A 19511-nucleotide genomic window follows, 5' to 3' on the forward strand; every position below is an offset into this window, starting at 1 on the left:
CCGTACATGATTGGATTGGTATTGCCCGGTCTAGCTCCTTCAAGCTATGAAGAAGTGAAGGATTTTATTGAAACAAACCCGTTTGCGAAAAAGCGTTTCCAAGAAGCAAGCGACATCATCGGGTACTCCTTGGCCGAGGCGTTTCGAGAGGCGACAGAAGACCAGCACGAAGTGATTGAATCCGCCTTTTTGGCGAACTCGATTGCTTTGCTCGATTATTTTTACGAACGATACGGTTTGCACCCGGATTATTCGATTGGAGCAAGTTTTGGCGGCATGTCCGTTGCCGTTCAGTCAGGCGGCTTGACCTTTGGGGAATGTTTGTGGCTGACACACGAAAGCGCAAAACATTCAAAAACCTACTTCCAGCAAATGGATGCGGAGTATCACACTCATTTTATTTTCAATTTGTCCCTTGAGGAGACGGAGGAGTTAATAAACGACTTCCAAGCAAAGGGAATGGAGCTGGAGTTGGTCGGGCATCTGGAAAAAGTCGTTTGCTTATGTGGCGAGAAAAGCGTTGTCCAATCTCTAAAGGAAGTCATCAATCAAAGAAGCAAGTGCTTTTCGTTACATACGATGAAACAGCCCATTCACAGCCGATTGCTGACGGAGCTCAAGCACCAGCTGCGGGACAAATTCTATAGCCAGGTTGTCTTCAAGCCGCTGCAAGTCCCTATTATTTCCGATGTTGACGGACATATTTACAAACAATCCGAAGAGCTGAAGCAAATGCTTCTGGATGGCTACGACCATCCCGTCAGGTGGGATCTCGTCAGCAAATCCATGAAGCAAGAGCATATCGAGACCGCGTATGTGGTTGGTCCACGGAATTTGTTTACACAGTTGTTGAAATACGAATTTGAAACGATTGGAATATCGCCTGACACCGTCATGCATCAGGTGGGAATTTCATGAGGTGCAATCCATGGCTCATATTATAAAGTCGGATGAGACAAGCTGCTCAAAGGAAAGGTTTTTGGGGGATGTACAAAGCTGTGTCGCCCAATTGAGAGGCAGTCATATCACTGATGAGGACAGGGTAATCGTCACAGCCGAGAACTCCTATGAATTTTTAGTCGCCTTTTTCGCCCTGGTTGAAATAGGCTGCTCCATTGCTTTGGTTGATTGTATGGCAGATGCGCGGGAAATCAATGAAATTGCCCTGGATTCAGAGAGTCGAATATGCATTTCCGACCGTCCTTTGCTGCTATCGGATCCGATCAGGACGTTTCTGCTTTCGGAAATCGTGAGAGACGGGGGAGGGAATCCAGCCAGCGAACTGTCATTTTCGACTTGGTCAACAAGAGAAGATGCCCTCATCCTTTATACGTCCGGTTCGACCGGCAAGCCAAAGGGGATTGTAAAGTCCGGCCATTCTTTTCTTTCCAACCTGGAGGAAAGCATGGAAGTCATGAAATACAAAAGCGAGGACGTGCTGCTGCCCCTTATCCCGTTTACGCATTTTTACGGATTGTCGATCGTTTTCATCTGGTGGTTTGCGGGATGCGACTTGATTTTATGCAATTACAAAAACATCCGCACCGTTCTGAAAGCAGTAACGGAAAGAGGAGTTACCGTTGTAGACGGCATTCCTTCGACCTATTATATGCTGACCCAAATGTGCAAAAAGCGGGAAAAGCTGTGTGCAAAAGTAAGGGATTCCGCGGTTCGCATGTGGTGTGTGGGCGGGGCGCCGCTATCCGAGGAATTGGCTGTAAGCTTTTACGACTTGATAAAACAGCCGTTGCTGGACGGATATGGTTTGTCCGAAGTCGGCAATGTCGCTCTAAACACGGGAGATTATCGGGATGGCTGCGGAAAACCGCTGCCCAGCGTGAAGATCAAGGTGGTGGACAACAGGGGAAATGAGCTTCCATCAGGGGAAACAGGCGAAATCTATGTCAATAGTCCGGGCGTCATGAAAGAGTATCTTCATTTGTCTGAAAAGACGGAAGAAGTGTTGGCCGATGGTTGGTTCAAAACCAACGATTTGGGATACCTGGATGAACGCGGAAATCTGCATGTTTTGGGGAGAAAGGGAAATGAAATTGTCCGCAAAGGCTATGTCATCTACCCGGCGCATATCGAGACCAGGCTGGAGAATGAACTGAAGCTGCGGGCGAGAGTTGTATCTCTTCAGGATGAGAAAAAGGGCGCATACTTGATCCTTTTCGTTGAAACCCGGCAACCATTTACGCAGCAGATCGAGAATGCGATCAATGAGGCACTCGGATCTATTTTAAAACCGGACAAAATCATGTTTTTGCCCGCTTTTCCCTATCGTCCAAACGGAAAGGTTGATTTTGTGGCATTGCAAAATCAGGCAATTCAATGGAAGAACGCTAGAGAGGAGGAAGGGAAGTGCATGGTACAACAGTAGACCTGGAGCTGTCTATCCCGCTTGGCCAGCGCAGAGAAGCGATCATCCGCTGCATTCATTTCATCGAGTCCAATCCGGAAATGATCAGAGAGATCCTGACGGAAATCTCGACGTACCAGACGGCGGAACTGGAGATTCAAGCATCATTGGGGGCTTTGAAAAATGCCTTCAACGAGGTGCACAACAATCGGCCTCCCCTCATCAATCGAATGTCCGTATTTATGCCTTCAAATGTTATTCTGTATTCTTACGTTTTGTATTTGCTGATTCCCTCGCTGTATACCGAGAGTATTGAATTTCGGAGTTCTGCTTCGGTGCTTCCCCAAGTAAGGAAACTTCATCATTTGCTGCAAAACATACACCAGTTGCCATTGAAACTATTGGAACTCTCCCACAGAGAATATATGAAAGCGTCCGTCTTGCATGCAGATGTCGTCGTGTTTACCGGTACGTATCAAAATGCGGAAAGCATCAAATTCCAATTGGCCAAAACGCAAATGTTTATCTTTTTTGGTCAGGGAATCAATCCTTTTATCATATCCGAAACGGCTGAATTGGAAAAAGCGGTTCACGATCTCATCCAAGCCCGTTTGTACAACACAGGACAAGACTGCATGGGACCGGATGTCATTTATGTTCCGGAAACCATAAAGGATTCGTTTCTGTCTTTATTGACAGAGAAGCTGGACGCGCTCAAATACGGCAGCAATGTGGACAAGGACGCGGCATACGGTCCCATACACTATACCGGAACGCTGGAAATGGTAGGTCAGCATCTGACCCAATACAGCGAAAATATTGTGTACGGGGGGAGGATCGATTACCGGGATAGGATCATTCAGCCGACAGTTCTCGTAAGCACAATTGCAGAGAAATTGAAAATCCTCGAGTTTTTTTCGCCGGTATTTAATGTAGTCATCTATAGCGAGGAAGAGGATGTAAAACGGATCGTAACCCAGGAGTATTTTGTGGAAAGAGCATTGGGGGCTACCTTCTACGGCCGATCAGACAGCCCGATCATTGAGCTTCTTCGGAAAAAACATACCGTTTCCGTCAATGAAACACTGTTTGATATTGAAAATGGCAACGCTCCCTTCGGAGGCTACGGTCCCATGGCCAACTTTGTGTACTACCAGGGGGAATTGATCATTAAACCCATTTTGATTTCGCAAATCTTGCATGAATATTGGCAACGAGGTGACCAATGAACCAAATCAGTGTATACGACGCAATAGCGCAGGGACTGCGAGCGTATGGAGTGGAATTGGTGTTTGGGCTTCCCAATGACGAGCTTTACATGATGAATGCCATCGAGGATTGCGGGATTGAATTTTTGGTTGCCAAGGATCAGCGCAACGCCGTGTTTATGGCGACAGGCTACGCATTAGCCTCGCAAAAAACGGGCGTTTGCATCGTGGGAAAAGGCCCTGCCGTTTCCAACGCGATCACAGGCTTGTTGGAGGCAAACTCCCAAAGCTGCCCGCTGTTGATCATTTCATCAGGCACTCCAACGCGCTCCTATGGAAACCAAAAAGCATTTCAAGAAGCAGACCAAATGGCGTTCGTTTCCCCACTGGTGAAATGGAGTTATCGCTTGGAGAACAAAGACGCGATCGGATGGGTCTTGCGAAAAGCGATATTTATGGCTGAACAAGGAACACCCGGTCCGGTATACGTCGAGATTCCCGAAGATATTGGCAGCCAGCTGCTTGATGAGGCAAAGCTGAACTTTTTTCCTCTTTCTGTCTTAAGGCCGTTGCCAGAACCATCTGGCATCAAGCGGGCTTGCGAAAAGATCATGCTTGCCAAAAAGCCGGTGTTATTGCTGGGCGGAGGATGCAAACGGATCAAAACCCGCGGCGTCCTGGAAGCACTCGCCGAACGATTGGGAGCTCTGGTTCTTGTCACTGCTTCAGGCAGAGGCAGTTTTGATGAAGAACATCCGCTCTTTTGCGGGCTGGCGGGGCTGTATCTGCACCGGCGTGTCAAAACGCTATTGCACGAGGCGGATCTGGTGATTGCCATGGGCAGCAAGCTGGAGGAAACGGCTCTGTTTGGCTGGGAGGAGAAGCTCCAGGCCATAGACAGCATTCAAGTGAATCTAAACGAAGAGCATTTTCATCTGGACTACAGCAGCATGTACATGGTTGGTGATGTGGAAGCAGTCGCAAATGAGCTCCTCGCGCAAGTTCGGGAGCAGCCGGCTAATCGCCAATGGCAAGCGGAGATAGAGGGCTGCAAGCGAGACATGTTTTTGGAAAAGGCGGAAAGGCAGCGAGATTCCTCCCGGTTGAGAATCGCGGATATTCTCGATGAACTGCAAGCCCGCCTTCCTTCCAACAGCATCTATGTGCATGAAAACGGGTTGCAGGACATGTGGTCTTATTTCTTTCCGTATCTCGGGCTTGGCAAAGAGCAAAATGCTTTTGTCCCGAGTGAACAGACAAGCCTGGGCTTTGGGGCATCTGCCGCCATCGGGGTAGCCAAGGCCAAGCCGCGGCAGACTGTCGTTGCATTCGTAGGAGATGGCGCATTCAATCTGTTCCGAAGCGATCTGCCAACAGCGTTAACGTACCAGATTCCACTCATCTATGTCGTGTTGAAAAACGGCGGGTACGGGTGGCTTGAATTCCAGCATATCAATACGGGAAGACAGGGGAACCCCCGATTTTTAAACCAGACCTTGCAGATGATCGACACTCTTCATCCACATTTGACAGTGATACCGCTGCAAAAAAGCGAAGAGATCACACATGTTGTTGTGCAAGCTCTGGAAGCATATGAGAAAAATCAAATCGTCGTGATCGAAGCGATTGTGTCGCTTGATGACGTACCCGATCCCATAAAAAGACTACATGGGGATTTTCCCGCAAAGGAGCTGGTGTGAATGAAGACGGGAACGTTAACGAAGCCATCCACTGTCAACCAAAGTGGGCTGGCCACTTCCTTTAGCATTCAAGGATCAGGCTTTTACGTACCAGAAGACATTGTGACAAACGAAATGCTCACGCGAACCTTGGACACGACTGACGAATGGATTCAGGATAAAACCGGGATTCGCGAGCGCAGGTACTTGCAAAGCGATATGGCCACATCTGATATGTGCGTCCATGCCAGCTTAGATGCGATAAGTGATGCAGGCATTACTAGTGAGGATATCGATGCGATTGTCCTGTGTACCACGACTCCGGATCAACAGATTCCTTCTACCGCGCTGATCGTCAAGGAAAAAATAGGTGCAAAAAACGCGATTCCCTTTGATTTAACGCAGGGGGCTTGTGCAGGAGGCATTTACTCCATCCTTTTTGCTTCCCATCTTTTACAGAATCAGTTCATCAACAATGTGCTGGTTATCGGGGCAGAAGTCCTGTCTCGATACATCGATCCGACAGACCGGATTACCAAGACGTTTTTTGGGGACGCTGCCGGAGCGATCCTCCTTCAAAAAACAGGTGAAGGCAGCGGATTGCTGGCATGGGATCTAGACTCCTATTTAAATCTGGCAGTCACCCTGCACGGCGGAGGTACTGCACGGATGCCAGAGGGAGCAGACCTCAAAACCAGCCATTTTATCAGGATGAACGGCAGAGAGGTCTGGAAGACGGCCACCCGAAACTTGCCCCTCTCGATTAAAAATGCCGTGCATAAGGCCGGATTGCAAGTATCGGATATTGATCACTTTATTCTGCATCAAGCCAACCTGAATATCATCAAGAAAACGATGGCGGCATTGGACGTGCCGATGGAGAAAACGACCGTAACCATTCAGGACTATGGAAATACGGGGGCTGCTTCCATTTTTTCCGCTCTGCATAAATCTTTGGAGGAAAAAGCCATTAAACCAGGGGATTATCTGGTGATATCCGCCATTGGCGCCGGATTTTTATGGGGTTCACTATGTTTGCAATATACAAAAAACGAGTAAAGGAGAATGGGTTATGATTAAACAAACGGTAAGAGAAAAATTTTTGGAAACATATAAATTGAACGTTTCTTTGGAAGAAGTGAAGGATGATCAGCCATTGTTTGGTCCCGACTCGCCCTATGGCCTTGATTCCATGGATGTTCTGATGTTCATCAATCTGATCAAAAAGGAATATGATCTGGACATTGGTGCTGTCAATACAGACACGTTTAAAACGATTAACAGCATTGTGGCCTTTATTGAAAAGCAAAAGGGCGCACAATTGTCAAAATGATCGCAGAAAGAAGGGGGGCCTCCCCCTTTTTTTCATGGATGCGGATAATTGCCGGTTTAAGGAGGCAAAGCCGTTTCAGATAAAGAACGTTTCTACATGCAAACTATCGTGAAGGAAGTCGGGAACCAATGGAAAAGAGGGTTGAAATCTATTGGCTTCATGTCGATGAAGAAATGCAGCCTGCACATCTGAAGAGCTGTTTGGAAGTACTGGATCAAGAAGAAAGAACGGTGTATGAGAGATATCTCGTCGATTTCAAAAAAGTAGAGTTTTTGCTTGGACGGATGCTGCTCAAGAGCATGATCGGACAAAAAAGGGGAGTCCTCCCGGAAGAAGTCAGGTTTATCAAAAATGAGTACGGGAAGTTGTTCCTGGACAGCCGCCACGTGGCGGGTAGCATCAAGCGACCGTTGTTTTTTAATTTGTCCCATTCAGGTAGAATGCTGGTATGCGCCTTTTCCGAGATCGAGAAGACGGGGATCGACGTCGAAGCGGTCAAAAAGGATTGCTGTTTTGAAGTAATGCGGACTGTTTTCGTGCCAGAGGAAATAGCCTACGTCGAGCAGCAAGAGACACCTTCCATGAAGCGAGAGGCATTTTATCAGGTTTGGACGAGAAAGGAAGCAGTGATGAAGGCGCTTGGGAAAGGCTTCTCGCTGCCGCCTCTGTCTTTTTCCGTGCCGCTTGCCCGGGGCAGAGTCGACGAGCAGCCGTTTTCCTATTATACATGTGCACCTTTGGAAGGGTATATGGTTTCGGCAGCGGTAGAGCGAGAGGAAGGAGCGGACATTCGGTACGAGGTCCAAAAAGTCGGGTTGGCCGAATTGAAGGCAAGCGTACGGTCCCGTACACCCAGCAGTGCATTCTACGGATAAAATATCTATAGACGCGGTTCACATCGATCTTATCGTATACCAAAATCCAGAAGATACCACTCGAATGAACAGGTCTCCAATTGTTGAACACAGGTCTTGCGATTGGGGGGCTTATGATTCGGGCAGGTGTCTTTTTTGTTGCAATAGCTTTATCGTCTGTCAGTGTCATTGCTATTGCCATATAAACAGGAAGCTGTTGAAAAGAAGCTAAGAAAAACTCAGCAATAGGAAGAGCCAAAAAAATTTACGATAAAAGTGAAAGATAGTCGGAAGGCCCTCCGTCTATACAGTGACAAGGAGGTGGAACCCAGTTGGATGATAATGTCGGCGCACGTATCGAGCAATGGTTTCTGGCATACAGCAGCGATATTTATCGCTTTCTCGTTTACTATACCGGACGCACGGATATAGACGATCTTGTACAAGAGACCTTTATTCGCGCCCTGAAATCACCTCAGCAAACAGAGATTGCAAACCCGAAAACATGGCTGTTTGCCATTGCCAGAAATGCGGCCATTGATGAGAGGCGCAGAAAAAAACTGATCAGCTTGCTGCCGGAAACATTCCTGCAGCATCTTATTTCCCGGGACAAGACACCCGAAGAGTCTTTAGAGTTGAGCGAGAACAAGCGCATGCTCTACGACATCATCAATCAGTTGAAACCCTCTTACAGAGATGTGTTGATATTGCGCGGGATCAAGGGATTGTCCAGCAAGGAGACTGCGGAGATATTGGGATGGAGCGAAGCCAAAGTGAATCTCACTATGCATCGGGCGATGAAAGCTGTTCAGAGCAGCAGGCAAGTTTCTGTTATGGAGGCGATGAAAAATGCCGTCACGAGATGAACAGAGAATCTGGGAGGATTTAAGGAGTTTTCCTGATCAAAAACTTTCTTGGGAGCGAAAACAAGTGATGTTGGAGAACATTCGCGAAGAGCGAAGAAAGATCAGCAAGCAGCAAAAGCGAGCAAAATACGTATGGGTGGCGAACGGGCTTGTCGCATGCGCAGCGGTGTTTTTCGTTATCTGGATGAAACCATTCTCTACTCCGGTAGAAAAATCGGCGAGTCATGCTTCTATCGACCCGGCCTATGTTGAGGCTGCCCAAAAGGCAATTAAATCGGCAGGAATCAACAAGGAAATTCTCTTTGATGAGTTTGAGAAAGATGGAGATTACGATATTATCCGGAAAGCGGATCGAGAGGCCATTGTGACATTTTACCCGAATACGACAAAAGTTCGTACCATCTTGGTAGAGTGTGCGGTCAATGAGTTGCCGACGAGTTATCAAAAATATGTCGATACCGCCCAAAAGGCATTCAAAGAGGCCAATCAACAAGTCGTTTTTCAACAAGCCCGTTTCTTTAAAAGCGATGAAGGAACAGACCTGTCATTTTATTTAGAAAATCAACAATACGTCAGCGTCGATGTGAATACAAACAGAGTGACCGATTACTCCCTGGATTACAAGCTGGATGATGTGGATAAAAAGTATGTGTATCAGGCCCAAAAAGCGCTCATGCTCCTAACGGGCAAGCAGAGCTTCTCATTTTCGCATGCCAATAAACGTTCGGGTAAAGTAGAAGAAGTGTGGACACTCAAGAATGAAAACGAGCGGTATACTGTCCGGATCGGTGCGAAATCCTCCCGAATATACAAGGTTGACCACGTAACGGACCGATATAAAATAAACTCGAAAGAAGAAGCGATCTCAGTGACTAAGCCGCTGATTGCAAGCATATTTGGAATCGATATCGCCGGGTACAAGGCGGATGGCGGCAAAGATTGGGGAGGCTATGTGTTGACCAGCGAAGGGAAGCCGGTTATCAGGGTTATCATTCATGATTTACATATCGGCGATATCTCAGGCATTTACGTTGAATGGGACGAATGACGGGAAAAGCTACTGACTTGTTGCATGGTCGGTAGCTTTTTTGTGTCTTGGTTTTGATCGGCAGCATTTATCCCCCTTTGCCAGCAACCGCCAAAATGGTTTATACAGCTTGGACATCTCATTGACCTATTGCTACAATAATATGGGAGAGTTGTTAGCGGCTGTTGTCCCAAAAATAGTTACAGCTGAAGCAAAATAGGAGAGATATGCTTGAAAGCGATTATCGTAGACGATGAGAGGCTTGCATTGAGAAGAATGGAAAAGCTCCTGAAGGAACAGAACGCGAACACTCCCATTCACTTGATGGGGTCTTTTCAAGATCCGCATGCCGCATTGGAGGCCGCGAAGCAAGAAAAACTGGATGTAGCGTTCCTGGATATTCAGATGATCGATATGGATGGATTTGAATTGGCTGAGCACTTGTTGAACATTCAGCCGCAACTTCACATTGTTTTCGTTACCGCCTTTCAAGAGTATGCCGTGAAAGCCTTTGAAATGAACGCACTCGACTATTTGTTGAAGCCTGTCCATCAGGGCAGATTGGCTGTGACCCTGCAACGGGTGGCAGAATCCGCCGGGAAGACCCCGGTCAGCTACAGCAGCCAAAAACATATGACACTCTGCTGCTTGCAAAGCTTGCATTATCTCGATCAACAAGGCAACGAACAATATCTTCCCTGGAAAACACTGAAGGGGCAGGAGCTGTTTGCGTATCTGGTACACTATCGGGATAAGACAGTGAGCAAGCAGGTTTTGATAGATTTGCTCTGGCCTGATTACGATTCAGTCCGGTCGAGGACACAACTGCATACGGCCATTTATCAGATTCGGAAAATGATTAAGAGCATTGGCTTCGATTTGGAGATTAAATACAAGGATGAAGGGTATCGGCTGGTGTGGGGAGATGTGAAGCTGGATGTTGAGGAATGGGAAGCCTTGGTGCGAGATGCTCCCAAAGTTACAGAAGAGACATTGGAACAGCACTTGTCTATCATGGCCAAGTACACAGGCGATTTTCTGGAGGAGCATCCGTATTTGTGGGCAGAGTACGAGCAGGAGCGCTTGCGGTTGCTCTGGTTGAACCATGTCAAGCAAATTGCTGAATATTACGTATCGGTTGAACAATATACCGAGGCGATTTTGATTTATCAAAAGATACGTGAAAAGTTTCCAGTAATGGAAGAGGGCTACTTCTATTTAATGAAGATATACGCCATGTTGAACCACCAAGGCGAGGTGAGCAAGCAGTTCAAGCTGATCTCGACCAAGCTGAGAGAGGAATTCGATGTTGCTCCCAGCAAGGAACTGACGGAGTGGTATGAACAATGGAAAAAAGGGGATCAAACCTAAAACGGACAGGGACGGGCAAACCATGAAAATGAGACTGTTATCAATGCTTCTGATCGTGGCCGGAATCGTTGTGCTGAGCTATCCAACACTGGCTGAAGAGTATCAGGACTACCGGCAGCAAAAGCTTGTCGAGGAATGGCAAAACAGTTTGCAGAATATTTCCAATGGGGAAGAGGCCGCTGGATCAAATCCTGCACCGGCAATTCCTTCCTCAACAGAAGATAGCGAGACAGCGATAGAAAGTGCCGATGCTGCGACCGAGAAGGAGAACGGGAAAAAGCCGGCACCGGACTTTGGCAGCTATAAGAATATGGAAGGTATTTTGACGATTGAAAAGATTGGTCTAATGCTGCCCATTTTGCACGGTGCATCAGATAACAATATGAAAACGACGGTTGCGAGCATCGAAAACACCGGGAGGGCCGGGGAAGTCGGCAATTATGCCATCGCTGGACACAGAAACTTTACATACGGTCGAAATTTCAATCGATTGGATGAGATGGCTGCAGGAGATAAGATCGAGGTTGACAACGGCAAGAGCAAATTTTCCTATACCGTTACAGAGAAATTGTATGTAAAGCCCGAAGAGGTGTGGGTTTTGGAAGGGAACGGAAAAGATAAGGAGATTACGCTCATCACCTGCCATCCGATGCACAATCCGACACACCGACTGATTATTAGGGGAAAAATGACAGAGTGATTGATATTTTTCAAGAAAAGATAGGATGAGGCTCCCTTTTCTAGTAAAGTTATGCTATTATTTTTTTAGTATATTTGATTTTAAAACTTTCAAACGATAATGGCAAATCTAATGAAAATTAGAGACGCAAAGCTATAGGGCCTTCCTTGTGTATGCAAGATGGCAGCCAGCTACCGAAAGGGGAGTTTTTTTGTGTTTTTTCGACGACTTTCGATGACAGTGGTAGGCATGTGTTTGCTGGCGGCTCCAGCGACTGCGTGGGCGAGCTCCGCTCCTTCCTTTATTGATGTAAGCGAGCTCAATAATGGAATCGTCAAAGTTCAACACCATCATTCGGCACAGCCAGTCAATGAAAAAGTAAAAATCACGAAAGACAACCAGAACTTCTATTATAGCGTAAAAGACAACAACCGTTTCCCACTACAGCTAGGAGATGGCAAATATACGATTACACTCCTGCAACACGTTGCGAACAATAAATACCGTTCGATAGAAAGCAAGGAAGTGAACCTGACGGCATCAAGCCCGCAGGCCGTTTTCCTGCAACCGATCCAGATGATCTACTGGAACGACAAGACGAATGCGACCGCAAAAGCCAGAGAGCTGACCAAGGGCTTGAAGACCGACAAGGAAAAGGTACAAGCTATCTACAATTATGTGATCCAAAACGTCCAGTACGATTACGCAAAAGCCAATCAAGTTACGAGTGAATACATCCCTTCGGTAGATGCGACATTGACTGCAGGGCAAGGCATCTGTTACGATTACGCATCGCTGTTTGCCGCCATGCTGCGCAGCCAGGGGATTCCTGCCAAGCTGGTGATGGGACGGAAAAACGACATCCCGCAATACCATGCCTGGAATGAGATTTACTTGAAAGAGACGAACGAATGGATTACGGTCGATACAACATATGATTCGATTATGGTAAAGGGAACGAAAAAGCCGGCCATGATCAAGAATAAAAGTGAATATGTCATAGAAAAGCAGTATTAGGACACGATGCAGGAACTGCTCAGAAGCCGCTCCCTCTCATAAAAGAGGCGGGCGGCTTTTCGTTTTCTCCTATTCAGAATAAATTCAGAGTGATCTTTTATAGTGTGTTTTGTGGCTTAACAGCCAAAACCATACAAATTTTGATGTAAGTCGCCACCAAGAAAGAACAGCTTTAGACACTTACAAATAAAGAACAATGGAGAGGAGGAAGCAACGAAAAAAACATGCTCTCAGGATTGTGCAAGGTGTCATATTCTTCTTCCCCGGCGAAAAGGGGACTGGCAGCATTATCAAAACTTCATATGGGTAATCGCTGCTAGAGTCGTACGACCTTGCCAATTTAAACATGCGAGGTGAACGTAGTTAAGATGTGGCAGCGAAAGAAGCTTTTATCTGTTTACTTAGTATTCGCTTTGCTGGTGAATCTCTTCTTGCCATCCGCGTTTGTCAGTGCCAATGAAGTACCGATGAACGCAGGAATCACCAGTGAAGAAGGTGCCCCAACAAGTGGCGAGGTGTCCGAGCCGGGAACGGATCAAGAACCAGGTGCGGAGAATCCAGAGCCAGGTGCGGAGAATCCAGAGCCGGGCACGGAGAATCCGCAGCCGGGCACGGAGAATCCGCAGCCAGGTACGGAGAATCCGCAGCCAGGTACGGAGAATCCGCAGCCAGGTACGGAGAATCCGCAGCCAGGTACGGAGAATCCAGGAACCGGAACGAATCCGGTGCCAGACCCGCCACCGCCTCCACCGCCCCCAGCACCACCTGTGGAGCCCGAAAAATCACCAGAGAACATCATAACAAAAGTGGCGATGAAGGATGAGGAAGGTAATAACATTACCGAGATTCGTCCTGATCAGGGATCAATGGTAAAGATCATCTTCGACTGGCATCTTCCGGAGGGGCACACCTATAAGGGTGGCGACACTTTTACCTTCGATCTGCCGGACAAATTTAAGGTAGACCGACTTTTGGATGGACCTCTCACGGGGGACGTAGGGACATTTGAAGTAACACCGGAAGGCACCGTTACCTTCACTTTTAGCGAAGATGTGGAGAATGACGAATTCGTCGGTACGTTTGAGGTTTGGCGAACCTTTGACGAAAGCAAATTTTCCGGGGGAACGAAGCAGCAGATCGAATTTCCGTTCGGAGAAACGATCAACGTTCATTTCAAAGCCAATATCCGGGAAGAAATGGACAAGCAAGGAACAGCCAAGAAAATGAACCCAAGCGAGATCGACTGGGTTGTCGATTTTAACAAGGGCGAGCAAAAGATTACAGGCGCGACCTTCCAGGATAGCATACCTGCCGGACTTGAACTCGTTTCTTCTTCTGTCGAGGTATATGAGCTGGAGGTCATGCTGGACGGAAGTGTAAGGCAGGGAAGTGCTGTGACGATACAGCCAACAGTCTCCGGCAATCAGTTCCAGCTGGTCTTTGGAGATATCGATAAAGCGTATCGCGTCAAGTACAAAACAAATATCCTTGAGGCCAAAAATACGACATACACCAACAATGTGTCGGTTACGGGCGGTTCGTACGCAAAGGACGATTCAGCATCCGTCAGTGTGGCATTCAGCGAACCGCTCGCGAAAAAGTCTCTTGATTACAAGTCTTCTACACAAACCCTCACTTGGTCCATTGAGTACAATTACAATGAGCAAGTGATTGCACCGGGAAGTGCCTGGATTGTCGATACCTTTGAAACTGAGCAGACTCAGGAATTCCTCAAGGACACACTGAAAGTCTACGAGGTTACCATCGACGAAAACGGTAAGGCGACCCGGGGAAACCAAGTGGCTTCTAATGAATACATCATAGACGATACACTTCCAAACGGCTTTAAACTGGACTTTCCGAACGGCGTTCAGTCTGCCTATGAAATCATTTACGACACAAAAGCGAAGGACCGTGTTCGCAAGAGTGTCAATGTGACGAACAAGGCAGAGATGTACGATGGCACGACTAAACAGGCAACGAAAGGGATGTACCAGGTCATCTTTTGGAAGGACGCCAAAAACGAGGACATCAACTACAGCACCAAGACCATTCTCTGGAAGATGTATCTGAACTATGACAACTATCAAATGGACGAAGTTGTCATCACCGACCACTACAAGGGCCAAGGGATTGAGCTTGACAAAGATAGCCTGAAAATTTCCGGATTGACAGAGGGGACAGATTACACGATCGAGCCCATCAACAATTATCGCGAAGGGTTTACGATCAAGTTCAATCATCCGATCAGCACGAAAGTGGACATCGAGTACAAGACAAAGTTTGACCCGAACTACTTCAATGCCCATGACATTACCAACCATGGAAAGCTGACATGGCTTGAAAACGGAGTGTCATACGAGAGGGAAGATTCGGCAACGGTTTCCTCGGACCGTTACACCAAGAACAACGGGAATAAAACGGGGACGTATAACCCTAAAACGAAAACCATCACCTGGATCATCGATGTAAACTACAATCTGCAAGAGATTAACCAGGCGGTGATCAAGGATTTCTATCAGGGAGAGCAAACATTTGTCAAGGAATCCCTGAAGGTGAATCGTTTGAACCTCCAGGGTGGAGCCGACCAGGTAGAGGTTAAAGAAGGGCTGCCGAGCAGTGCGTATTCGTTTGAAGGCGGGCTGAAGAACAGTGAAGGTCACGAAGGCTTTGCACTGACGTTTAAAGATCCCATCGACTCTGCATATCGCATCACGTACCAGACGAGCCTGAAAGGCCATGAGGTCTTGGCAGAATACATGAACGATGCAACCATGAGCGATGGCGGCGGGCCGGCGTTGTTTGCCCAATCCGCTTCGGTGAAGCCAAAGCATGGTGGGGAGTATATCCTTAAACAAGGCAAGCAGGGAACAGGGGCAGATGCAGAAAATGCGTTCTGGACCATTTACCTGAATCGAAACCAGTCCTGGATCGATGCCGGTGCGAAAGTAACGGACAAGCTGTCTGACAATCAAGTGCTCCTTCCGGAATCCTTCCAGCTCTATCAGACGGTGGTGGATGCCAACGGGGTAGTGAGCAAAGGCGAACCAGCCGATCCCGCGGACTACGAACTGAAAGTTCTTACGCCAGCGGATGGGGAGCATAGCTTTGAATTGATCTTCAAAAAGCCGATTGAGAGCGCCTATATTTTGGAATACAAGTCGTTCATCATCGCGGAAAATGGAGAATACATCAAGAACAGCGCCGCTTTTGCCGGAAGAACGTCCCTGGCTGACGATGGCAGTGGACAAGGTGGAATCAAAGTCAGCTTGTCAGGAGCTGGCGGAGGGGCGTTCCCTGCTGGGAAAGCATTCATCAAAATCGTGAAAACGGATGCCGCATCAGGTGAATTATTGGCAGGAGCCACATTCGAACTGTATGACAAGACAGGCAAAATGCTGCTTGAAACGCTTGTAACCGATGAACAGGGAGTAGCAGTAACAAAGAAAAAATACAGCTTTAAAGAGTATGTACTCAAAGAAAAATCGGCCCCATCTGGGTATCTCGTCGATGAAGCGTACGCAAGCGGCAAATTGATTGCTTTCAAAGAAGACAAAGAAATTTCGGTTACAAACCAAAAAGGCGACTGGAGCTTTAAATTGACGAAAGTCGATTCGGAGGATGGCGAGAAGAAGCTCGAAGGCGCTGTCTTCAAACTCCAGCGGAAAAACGGCGATAAGTTTGAAGACGTTGCTGACCACACTTCGCTTGTAACTGACGCAAACGGAGAGCTCTATCTCGCGAAATTGGAGCCTGGAGATTATCAGTTAATCGAAACAAGTGCGCCGAAAGGGTACAAGCTGGATGAAACACCGATTCCTTTCACGATTCGGCCAAATCAGACTGCCGTGATTCCATGGACGATGAAGAATGTTGCGAATCGCGGTTCAGTAGAACTCGTGAAGGTAGACGAGTTTGACCATAACATTACGCTGGCAGGAGCGGTATTTGAGCTCCGCGATGCAGACGGCAAAACGCTGCAGTCGAACCTTTCAACAGATGAAAATGGCAAACTGGTGATACCAGACCTGAAGGCAGGAAAGTATCAATTTGTCGAAATTACAGCTCCAACTGATTATCTGGTCAGTCAGGAAACATTGGAGTTCGAGATCGTAAATGAAGGCGAAGTCGTACAGAAAATCTTTACGAACAAGCTGATCCCGGGTTCTGCAACACTGACCAAAGTCGATTCCAATCGACCAGACGTCAAGCTGGAAGGTGCGCAGTTCAGAGTGTTGGACGAGAACAAGAAGCCGATCCTGAGCGGACTGTCCACGGACAAAATCGGTGAATTGCACGTTCCAGATCTCAGACCTGGCCTTTATTATTTCGAGGAAACACGAGCACCCAGCGGTTATGTCATCAAAGACAGACTAACTGAATTCGAGATTAAAAAGAATGAGATTACAACCGTAACGATCGGGAACGTCCGCTACTCTGGCGGAGGCGGCGGTGGAACGCCACCGGTAGACCCACCCAATCCGCCGGTAGACCCGGAGAAACCGGAAAAGCCTGAGAAACCAGGCAAGGACAAGCCGGACAGACCGGATCGGGACGAGCCTGAAGAGAAACCAGAAATACCGGGCGTTCCGTCCAAGCCGTCCAAGCCTGGCGAGCCTTCCAAGCCGGAGGTGCCTGTCACGCCAACTCCGGTAGAACCAACACCGGAAAAACCTGTAGATCCAGCGCCGGTGACACCGGTAGATCCGGTGCCAACTACCCCAAGCCCGAGCGTGCCTACGAGTCCAACGAAGCCTGTTGAGAAGGTAGACAAGCCTGTCGGTTCGGTGAAAGTGCCAGAAGGCGGAACGCCAACCATCGGCAAACAGCCTAAGCATGGTACTGTCACAGTCGATCCGAGCGGCAAATGGGTATACACGCCTAACGGCGGTAAAAAACAAAAAGATTCGTTCTCGATTATTGTCAAAGATAAAGACGGCAATGAAGAGGAAATGCTGTATGAGGTAGATGGAGATGTTCCGACTGGCGGCATCCATCCGGACAAGGCAGCCAAAAAGGTCCTGCCGAAGACTGGAGAAGAGAGCCACCTCCCGCTTCAGTTGGCGGGAGCCGGCCTCATTGTTCTTGGAGCGTGGCTCTACAGAAGAACCCGTTCCATGCGCAACATGTAACGGAATTACGCACATTCAAACGGACATCAATAAACCATAAGCCTGCTTGGGGCTGTCTCGCAAGTAGTTGTACTGCTGGCGGGGCAGCCTCTTTTTATTTGCGGGAATGCTACGGCTTGAAGCATATGGATATGGAATCGCGCGGCCAATGCAATAAACAGGGCGACAAAGGAAAACCTATCCTCATGAAGGGGGATGGAATGATGGATGTAACAGAAAAGCTCTGGGCAGAGCTCGAAGAAGTGATCGATCCGGAAGTAGGTGTGAACATTGTCGATCTGGGCCTGGTATACGACATTGCGGTCGATGAGGAAAACAATGTGACTGTCACTATGACGTTGACCATTCCCGAATGCCCGCTTCGCGATATGATCGTCAGCAATGTGGAAGCCAAAGCCAAAAGCATTCCAGGGGTAGGGAACGTTCATGTCAACCTCGTTTTTGAGCCAAGATGGAGTCCGGCCCGAATGAATGACCGTGCGAGGGAAGAGATCAGAAATCGAAGGGCCCATGTGTAAGCGGCCGGGAAAAGTCTGAACAACAAGCTCCAAACAGCATGACAAAAAGCTCAAGCCTGACATACTTGAGCTTTTTGCCGCTTCACCAAAACGGGCGGTCCGATCAGGAGCCAACAGCAGCAGCGGATCAGTGAAACCCTGAAGATTTCTACACGCACCCTTTTTTGCACAGTGATATGCAAGATTGCTGGCCCGCGGAAGCAGCATAGAAAATAAATCGGGAATTCAAAGGAAAGAATAGACTTGTTCTTTCCCGTAAGTTACTCTATAACTTGAGTGCGCCCCGAAAAAACTGCACTCATGTAGAACGATGTTGCTAACCGATAGATGTACATCCTTTATGAATTCCCATTAGGGAGGACCCGATTTTATGTGTTGCATCGCATTCATGCGTACAAGGTAATGTAAGGTACAGAACATGTATAACCTGTCCATTTTTTTAGAAATGGTCCAGGTTTATTTGTGCTGTGCCTTTTTCATTCCCTACTACGAATGAATGAGGTGCTTTTTATGCCCAAAAATAGACGGACATCCAGGGGAAAATCCCGGATCTCCTCAAACTTCTCTGCACAACATTTGTTGATTAATAAACAATTGAGCAAAGACATGATCGACATGGCGAAGATAACGCCGAATGATACGGTAATAGACATCGGCGCCGGCAAAGGGGCGATAACATTCCCGTTGGCAAAAAGAGCGGCAAGAGTCATCGCTGTGGAGAACGATCCGGTTTTTGCCGAGAAGCTGCTCGATAAGATGCAAGGAGTAGCGAATATTCGGATGAACAGGCAAGATTTTTTACAGTTCAACCTTCCCAAAAGTCCGTTCAGTGTCGTGGCCAATATTCCATTCTCCATCACCACGCCGATACTCGGGAAGCTTCTGGACGACCCTGCTGTTCCGTTGCAGAGAGCCGTGCTCATCATGGAAAAAGGGGCGGCCAAACGGTTTACCAGTGTGCGGATTACGAATCCACGAATCCTGAAATGGCGGATGTGGTTTGATCTCAGGCTCGTCCGGACGGTATCGCCAGACCATTTCTCACCGCCCCCAAAGGTCGAGTCAGCAATAGTAACGATCTTCAGAAAGCAAAGTCCATTGGTTCCACTGCAAGCTCATGCAAGGTTTATGGCGTTGGCCACTTATATCCTCCAGCAGCCGCAAGCGCCTGTCTTTGCGGCCTTACAGGGAGTTTTTACCCCTTCCCAAATCAAGCATGTGGTAAAAGCGTTGAGACTGGAGCGGAATCAAGCGGTGTCTTCTCTAAATGAGCAACAGTGGGGGCAGCTCTTTCACTCGATGCTCCGGTATGTTGACCCAAGCCGATGGCCAAAGGTGCCAAAGAAGAAGATGCCGAAGATTCCGAGGGCGAAGGCGCCAAAGATGCCAAAGCCAAAAATGCCAAAGATATCAAAGCCAAGGATGCTAAAAAACCCAAAACAAAAGAAATAATCTTTAAAACAAA

15 protein-coding genes and 1 riboswitch are annotated in these 19511 nt (G+C 47.8%); all 15 genes read left to right on the top strand.

The window, feature by feature from the left end:
* Window positions 1-6: 6 nt before the first annotated feature.
* The 15 genes from EDM54_RS00715 to erm all read left to right on the top strand — a co-directional run bounded on the left by EDM54_RS00715 (window position 7) and on the right by erm (window position 19498).
* Window positions 7-918 carry an ACP S-malonyltransferase gene (locus EDM54_RS00715; RefSeq protein ID WP_024984243.1) on the top strand — a complete coding sequence of 304 codons (912 nt, stop codon included), beginning with the start codon at window positions 7-9 and terminating at the stop codon, window positions 916-918.
* Window positions 919-928: 10 nt separating this feature from the next.
* The gene (locus EDM54_RS00720; protein ID WP_122957593.1) at window positions 929-2383 is read left to right on the top strand and encodes a class I adenylate-forming enzyme family protein; all 1455 of its coding nucleotides are present in this window, start codon (window positions 929-931) and stop codon (window positions 2381-2383) included.
* Window positions 2365-3591: an aldehyde dehydrogenase family protein gene (locus EDM54_RS00725; protein WP_003389346.1), complete on the top strand. Its 1227-nt coding sequence runs from the start codon at window positions 2365-2367 to the stop codon at window positions 3589-3591. Before EDM54_RS00720 ends, EDM54_RS00725 begins: the two co-directional genes overlap by 19 nt.
* On the top strand, window positions 3588-5270 hold the full coding sequence (locus EDM54_RS00730; RefSeq protein ID WP_122957594.1) for a thiamine pyrophosphate-binding protein: 1683 nt from the start codon (window positions 3588-3590) through the stop codon (window positions 5268-5270). Before EDM54_RS00725 ends, EDM54_RS00730 begins: the two co-directional genes overlap by 4 nt.
* Window positions 5271-6308, top strand: coding sequence for a 3-oxoacyl-ACP synthase III family protein (locus tag EDM54_RS00735; RefSeq protein ID WP_024984244.1), 1038 nt, complete (start codon window positions 5271-5273; stop codon window positions 6306-6308). It begins immediately after the preceding gene.
* A 13-nt stretch (window positions 6309-6321) separates the two neighbouring features.
* Window positions 6322-6582, top strand: coding sequence for an acyl carrier protein (locus tag EDM54_RS00740; protein ID WP_003389343.1), 261 nt, complete (start codon window positions 6322-6324; stop codon window positions 6580-6582).
* Between the two features lie 128 nt (window positions 6583-6710).
* Entirely contained in the window at window positions 6711-7457 is a 747-nt protein-coding gene (locus EDM54_RS00745; RefSeq protein ID WP_024984245.1) for a 4'-phosphopantetheinyl transferase family protein, read from the top strand.
* A 311-nt stretch (window positions 7458-7768) separates the two neighbouring features.
* Window positions 7769-8302, top strand: coding sequence for an RNA polymerase sigma factor (locus EDM54_RS00750; protein WP_003389340.1), 534 nt, complete (start codon window positions 7769-7771; stop codon window positions 8300-8302).
* Between the two features lie 67 nt (window positions 8303-8369).
* Window positions 8370-9350: a hypothetical protein gene (locus tag EDM54_RS00755; protein ID WP_255320297.1), complete on the top strand. Its 981-nt coding sequence runs from the start codon at window positions 8370-8372 to the stop codon at window positions 9348-9350.
* Between the two features lie 210 nt (window positions 9351-9560).
* Window positions 9561-10700, top strand: coding sequence for a response regulator (locus tag EDM54_RS00760; RefSeq protein ID WP_122957596.1), 1140 nt, complete (start codon window positions 9561-9563; stop codon window positions 10698-10700).
* Between the two features lie 22 nt (window positions 10701-10722).
* On the top strand, window positions 10723-11400 hold the full coding sequence (locus EDM54_RS00765) for a class D sortase (RefSeq protein WP_031932071.1): 678 nt from the start codon (window positions 10723-10725) through the stop codon (window positions 11398-11400).
* A 91-nt stretch (window positions 11401-11491) separates the two neighbouring features.
* Window positions 11492-11578: riboswitch (cyclic di-GMP riboswitch) on the top strand.
* Window positions 11579-11592: 14 nt separating this feature from the next.
* Window positions 11593-12396 carry a transglutaminase-like domain-containing protein gene (locus tag EDM54_RS00770; protein WP_003389336.1) on the top strand — a complete coding sequence of 268 codons (804 nt, stop codon included), beginning with the start codon at window positions 11593-11595 and terminating at the stop codon, window positions 12394-12396.
* A gap of 368 nt (window positions 12397-12764) precedes the next feature.
* A complete protein-coding gene (locus tag EDM54_RS00775; protein WP_122957597.1) occupies window positions 12765-17528 on the top strand; it encodes a collagen binding domain-containing protein in 4764 nt (1587 codons plus the stop codon).
* A gap of 203 nt (window positions 17529-17731) precedes the next feature.
* Window positions 17732-18046, top strand: coding sequence for a metal-sulfur cluster assembly factor (locus EDM54_RS00780; RefSeq protein WP_003389334.1), 315 nt, complete (start codon window positions 17732-17734; stop codon window positions 18044-18046).
* Window positions 18047-18556: 510 nt separating this feature from the next.
* Window positions 18557-19498: a 23S ribosomal RNA methyltransferase Erm gene (gene erm / locus EDM54_RS00785; protein WP_024984247.1), complete on the top strand. Its 942-nt coding sequence runs from the start codon at window positions 18557-18559 to the stop codon at window positions 19496-19498.
* The last annotated feature ends 13 nt before the right edge of the window (window positions 19499-19511 follow it).

Source organism: Brevibacillus borstelensis (assembly GCF_003710865.1).
Taxonomy (GTDB): domain Bacteria; phylum Bacillota; class Bacilli; order Brevibacillales; family Brevibacillaceae; genus Brevibacillus; species Brevibacillus borstelensis.

What these genes read in the sequence shown, in the direction of transcription:
- EDM54_RS00740 (WP_003389343.1), top strand. Translation starts at nt 6,322, where the DNA reads ATGATTAAACAAACGGTAAGAGAAAAATTTTTGGAAACATATAAATTG.
- EDM54_RS00775 (WP_122957597.1), top strand. Translation starts at nt 12,765, where the DNA reads ATGTGGCAGCGAAAGAAGCTTTTATCTGTTTACTTAGTATTCGCTTTG.
- EDM54_RS00780 (WP_003389334.1), top strand. Translation starts at nt 17,732, where the DNA reads ATGGATGTAACAGAAAAGCTCTGGGCAGAGCTCGAAGAAGTGATCGAT.
- EDM54_RS00755 (WP_255320297.1), top strand. Translation starts at nt 8,370, where the DNA reads ATGTTGGAGAACATTCGCGAAGAGCGAAGAAAGATCAGCAAGCAGCAA.
- EDM54_RS00720 (WP_122957593.1), top strand. Translation starts at nt 929, where the DNA reads ATGGCTCATATTATAAAGTCGGATGAGACAAGCTGCTCAAAGGAAAGG.
- EDM54_RS00745 (WP_024984245.1), top strand. Translation starts at nt 6,711, where the DNA reads ATGGAAAAGAGGGTTGAAATCTATTGGCTTCATGTCGATGAAGAAATG.
- EDM54_RS00735 (WP_024984244.1), top strand. Translation starts at nt 5,271, where the DNA reads ATGAAGACGGGAACGTTAACGAAGCCATCCACTGTCAACCAAAGTGGG.
- EDM54_RS00765 (WP_031932071.1), top strand. Translation starts at nt 10,723, where the DNA reads ATGAAAATGAGACTGTTATCAATGCTTCTGATCGTGGCCGGAATCGTT.
- EDM54_RS00715 (WP_024984243.1), top strand. Translation starts at nt 7, where the DNA reads ATGATTGGATTGGTATTGCCCGGTCTAGCTCCTTCAAGCTATGAAGAA.
- EDM54_RS00730 (WP_122957594.1), top strand. Translation starts at nt 3,588, where the DNA reads ATGAACCAAATCAGTGTATACGACGCAATAGCGCAGGGACTGCGAGCG.
- erm (WP_024984247.1), top strand. Translation starts at nt 18,557, where the DNA reads ATGCCCAAAAATAGACGGACATCCAGGGGAAAATCCCGGATCTCCTCA.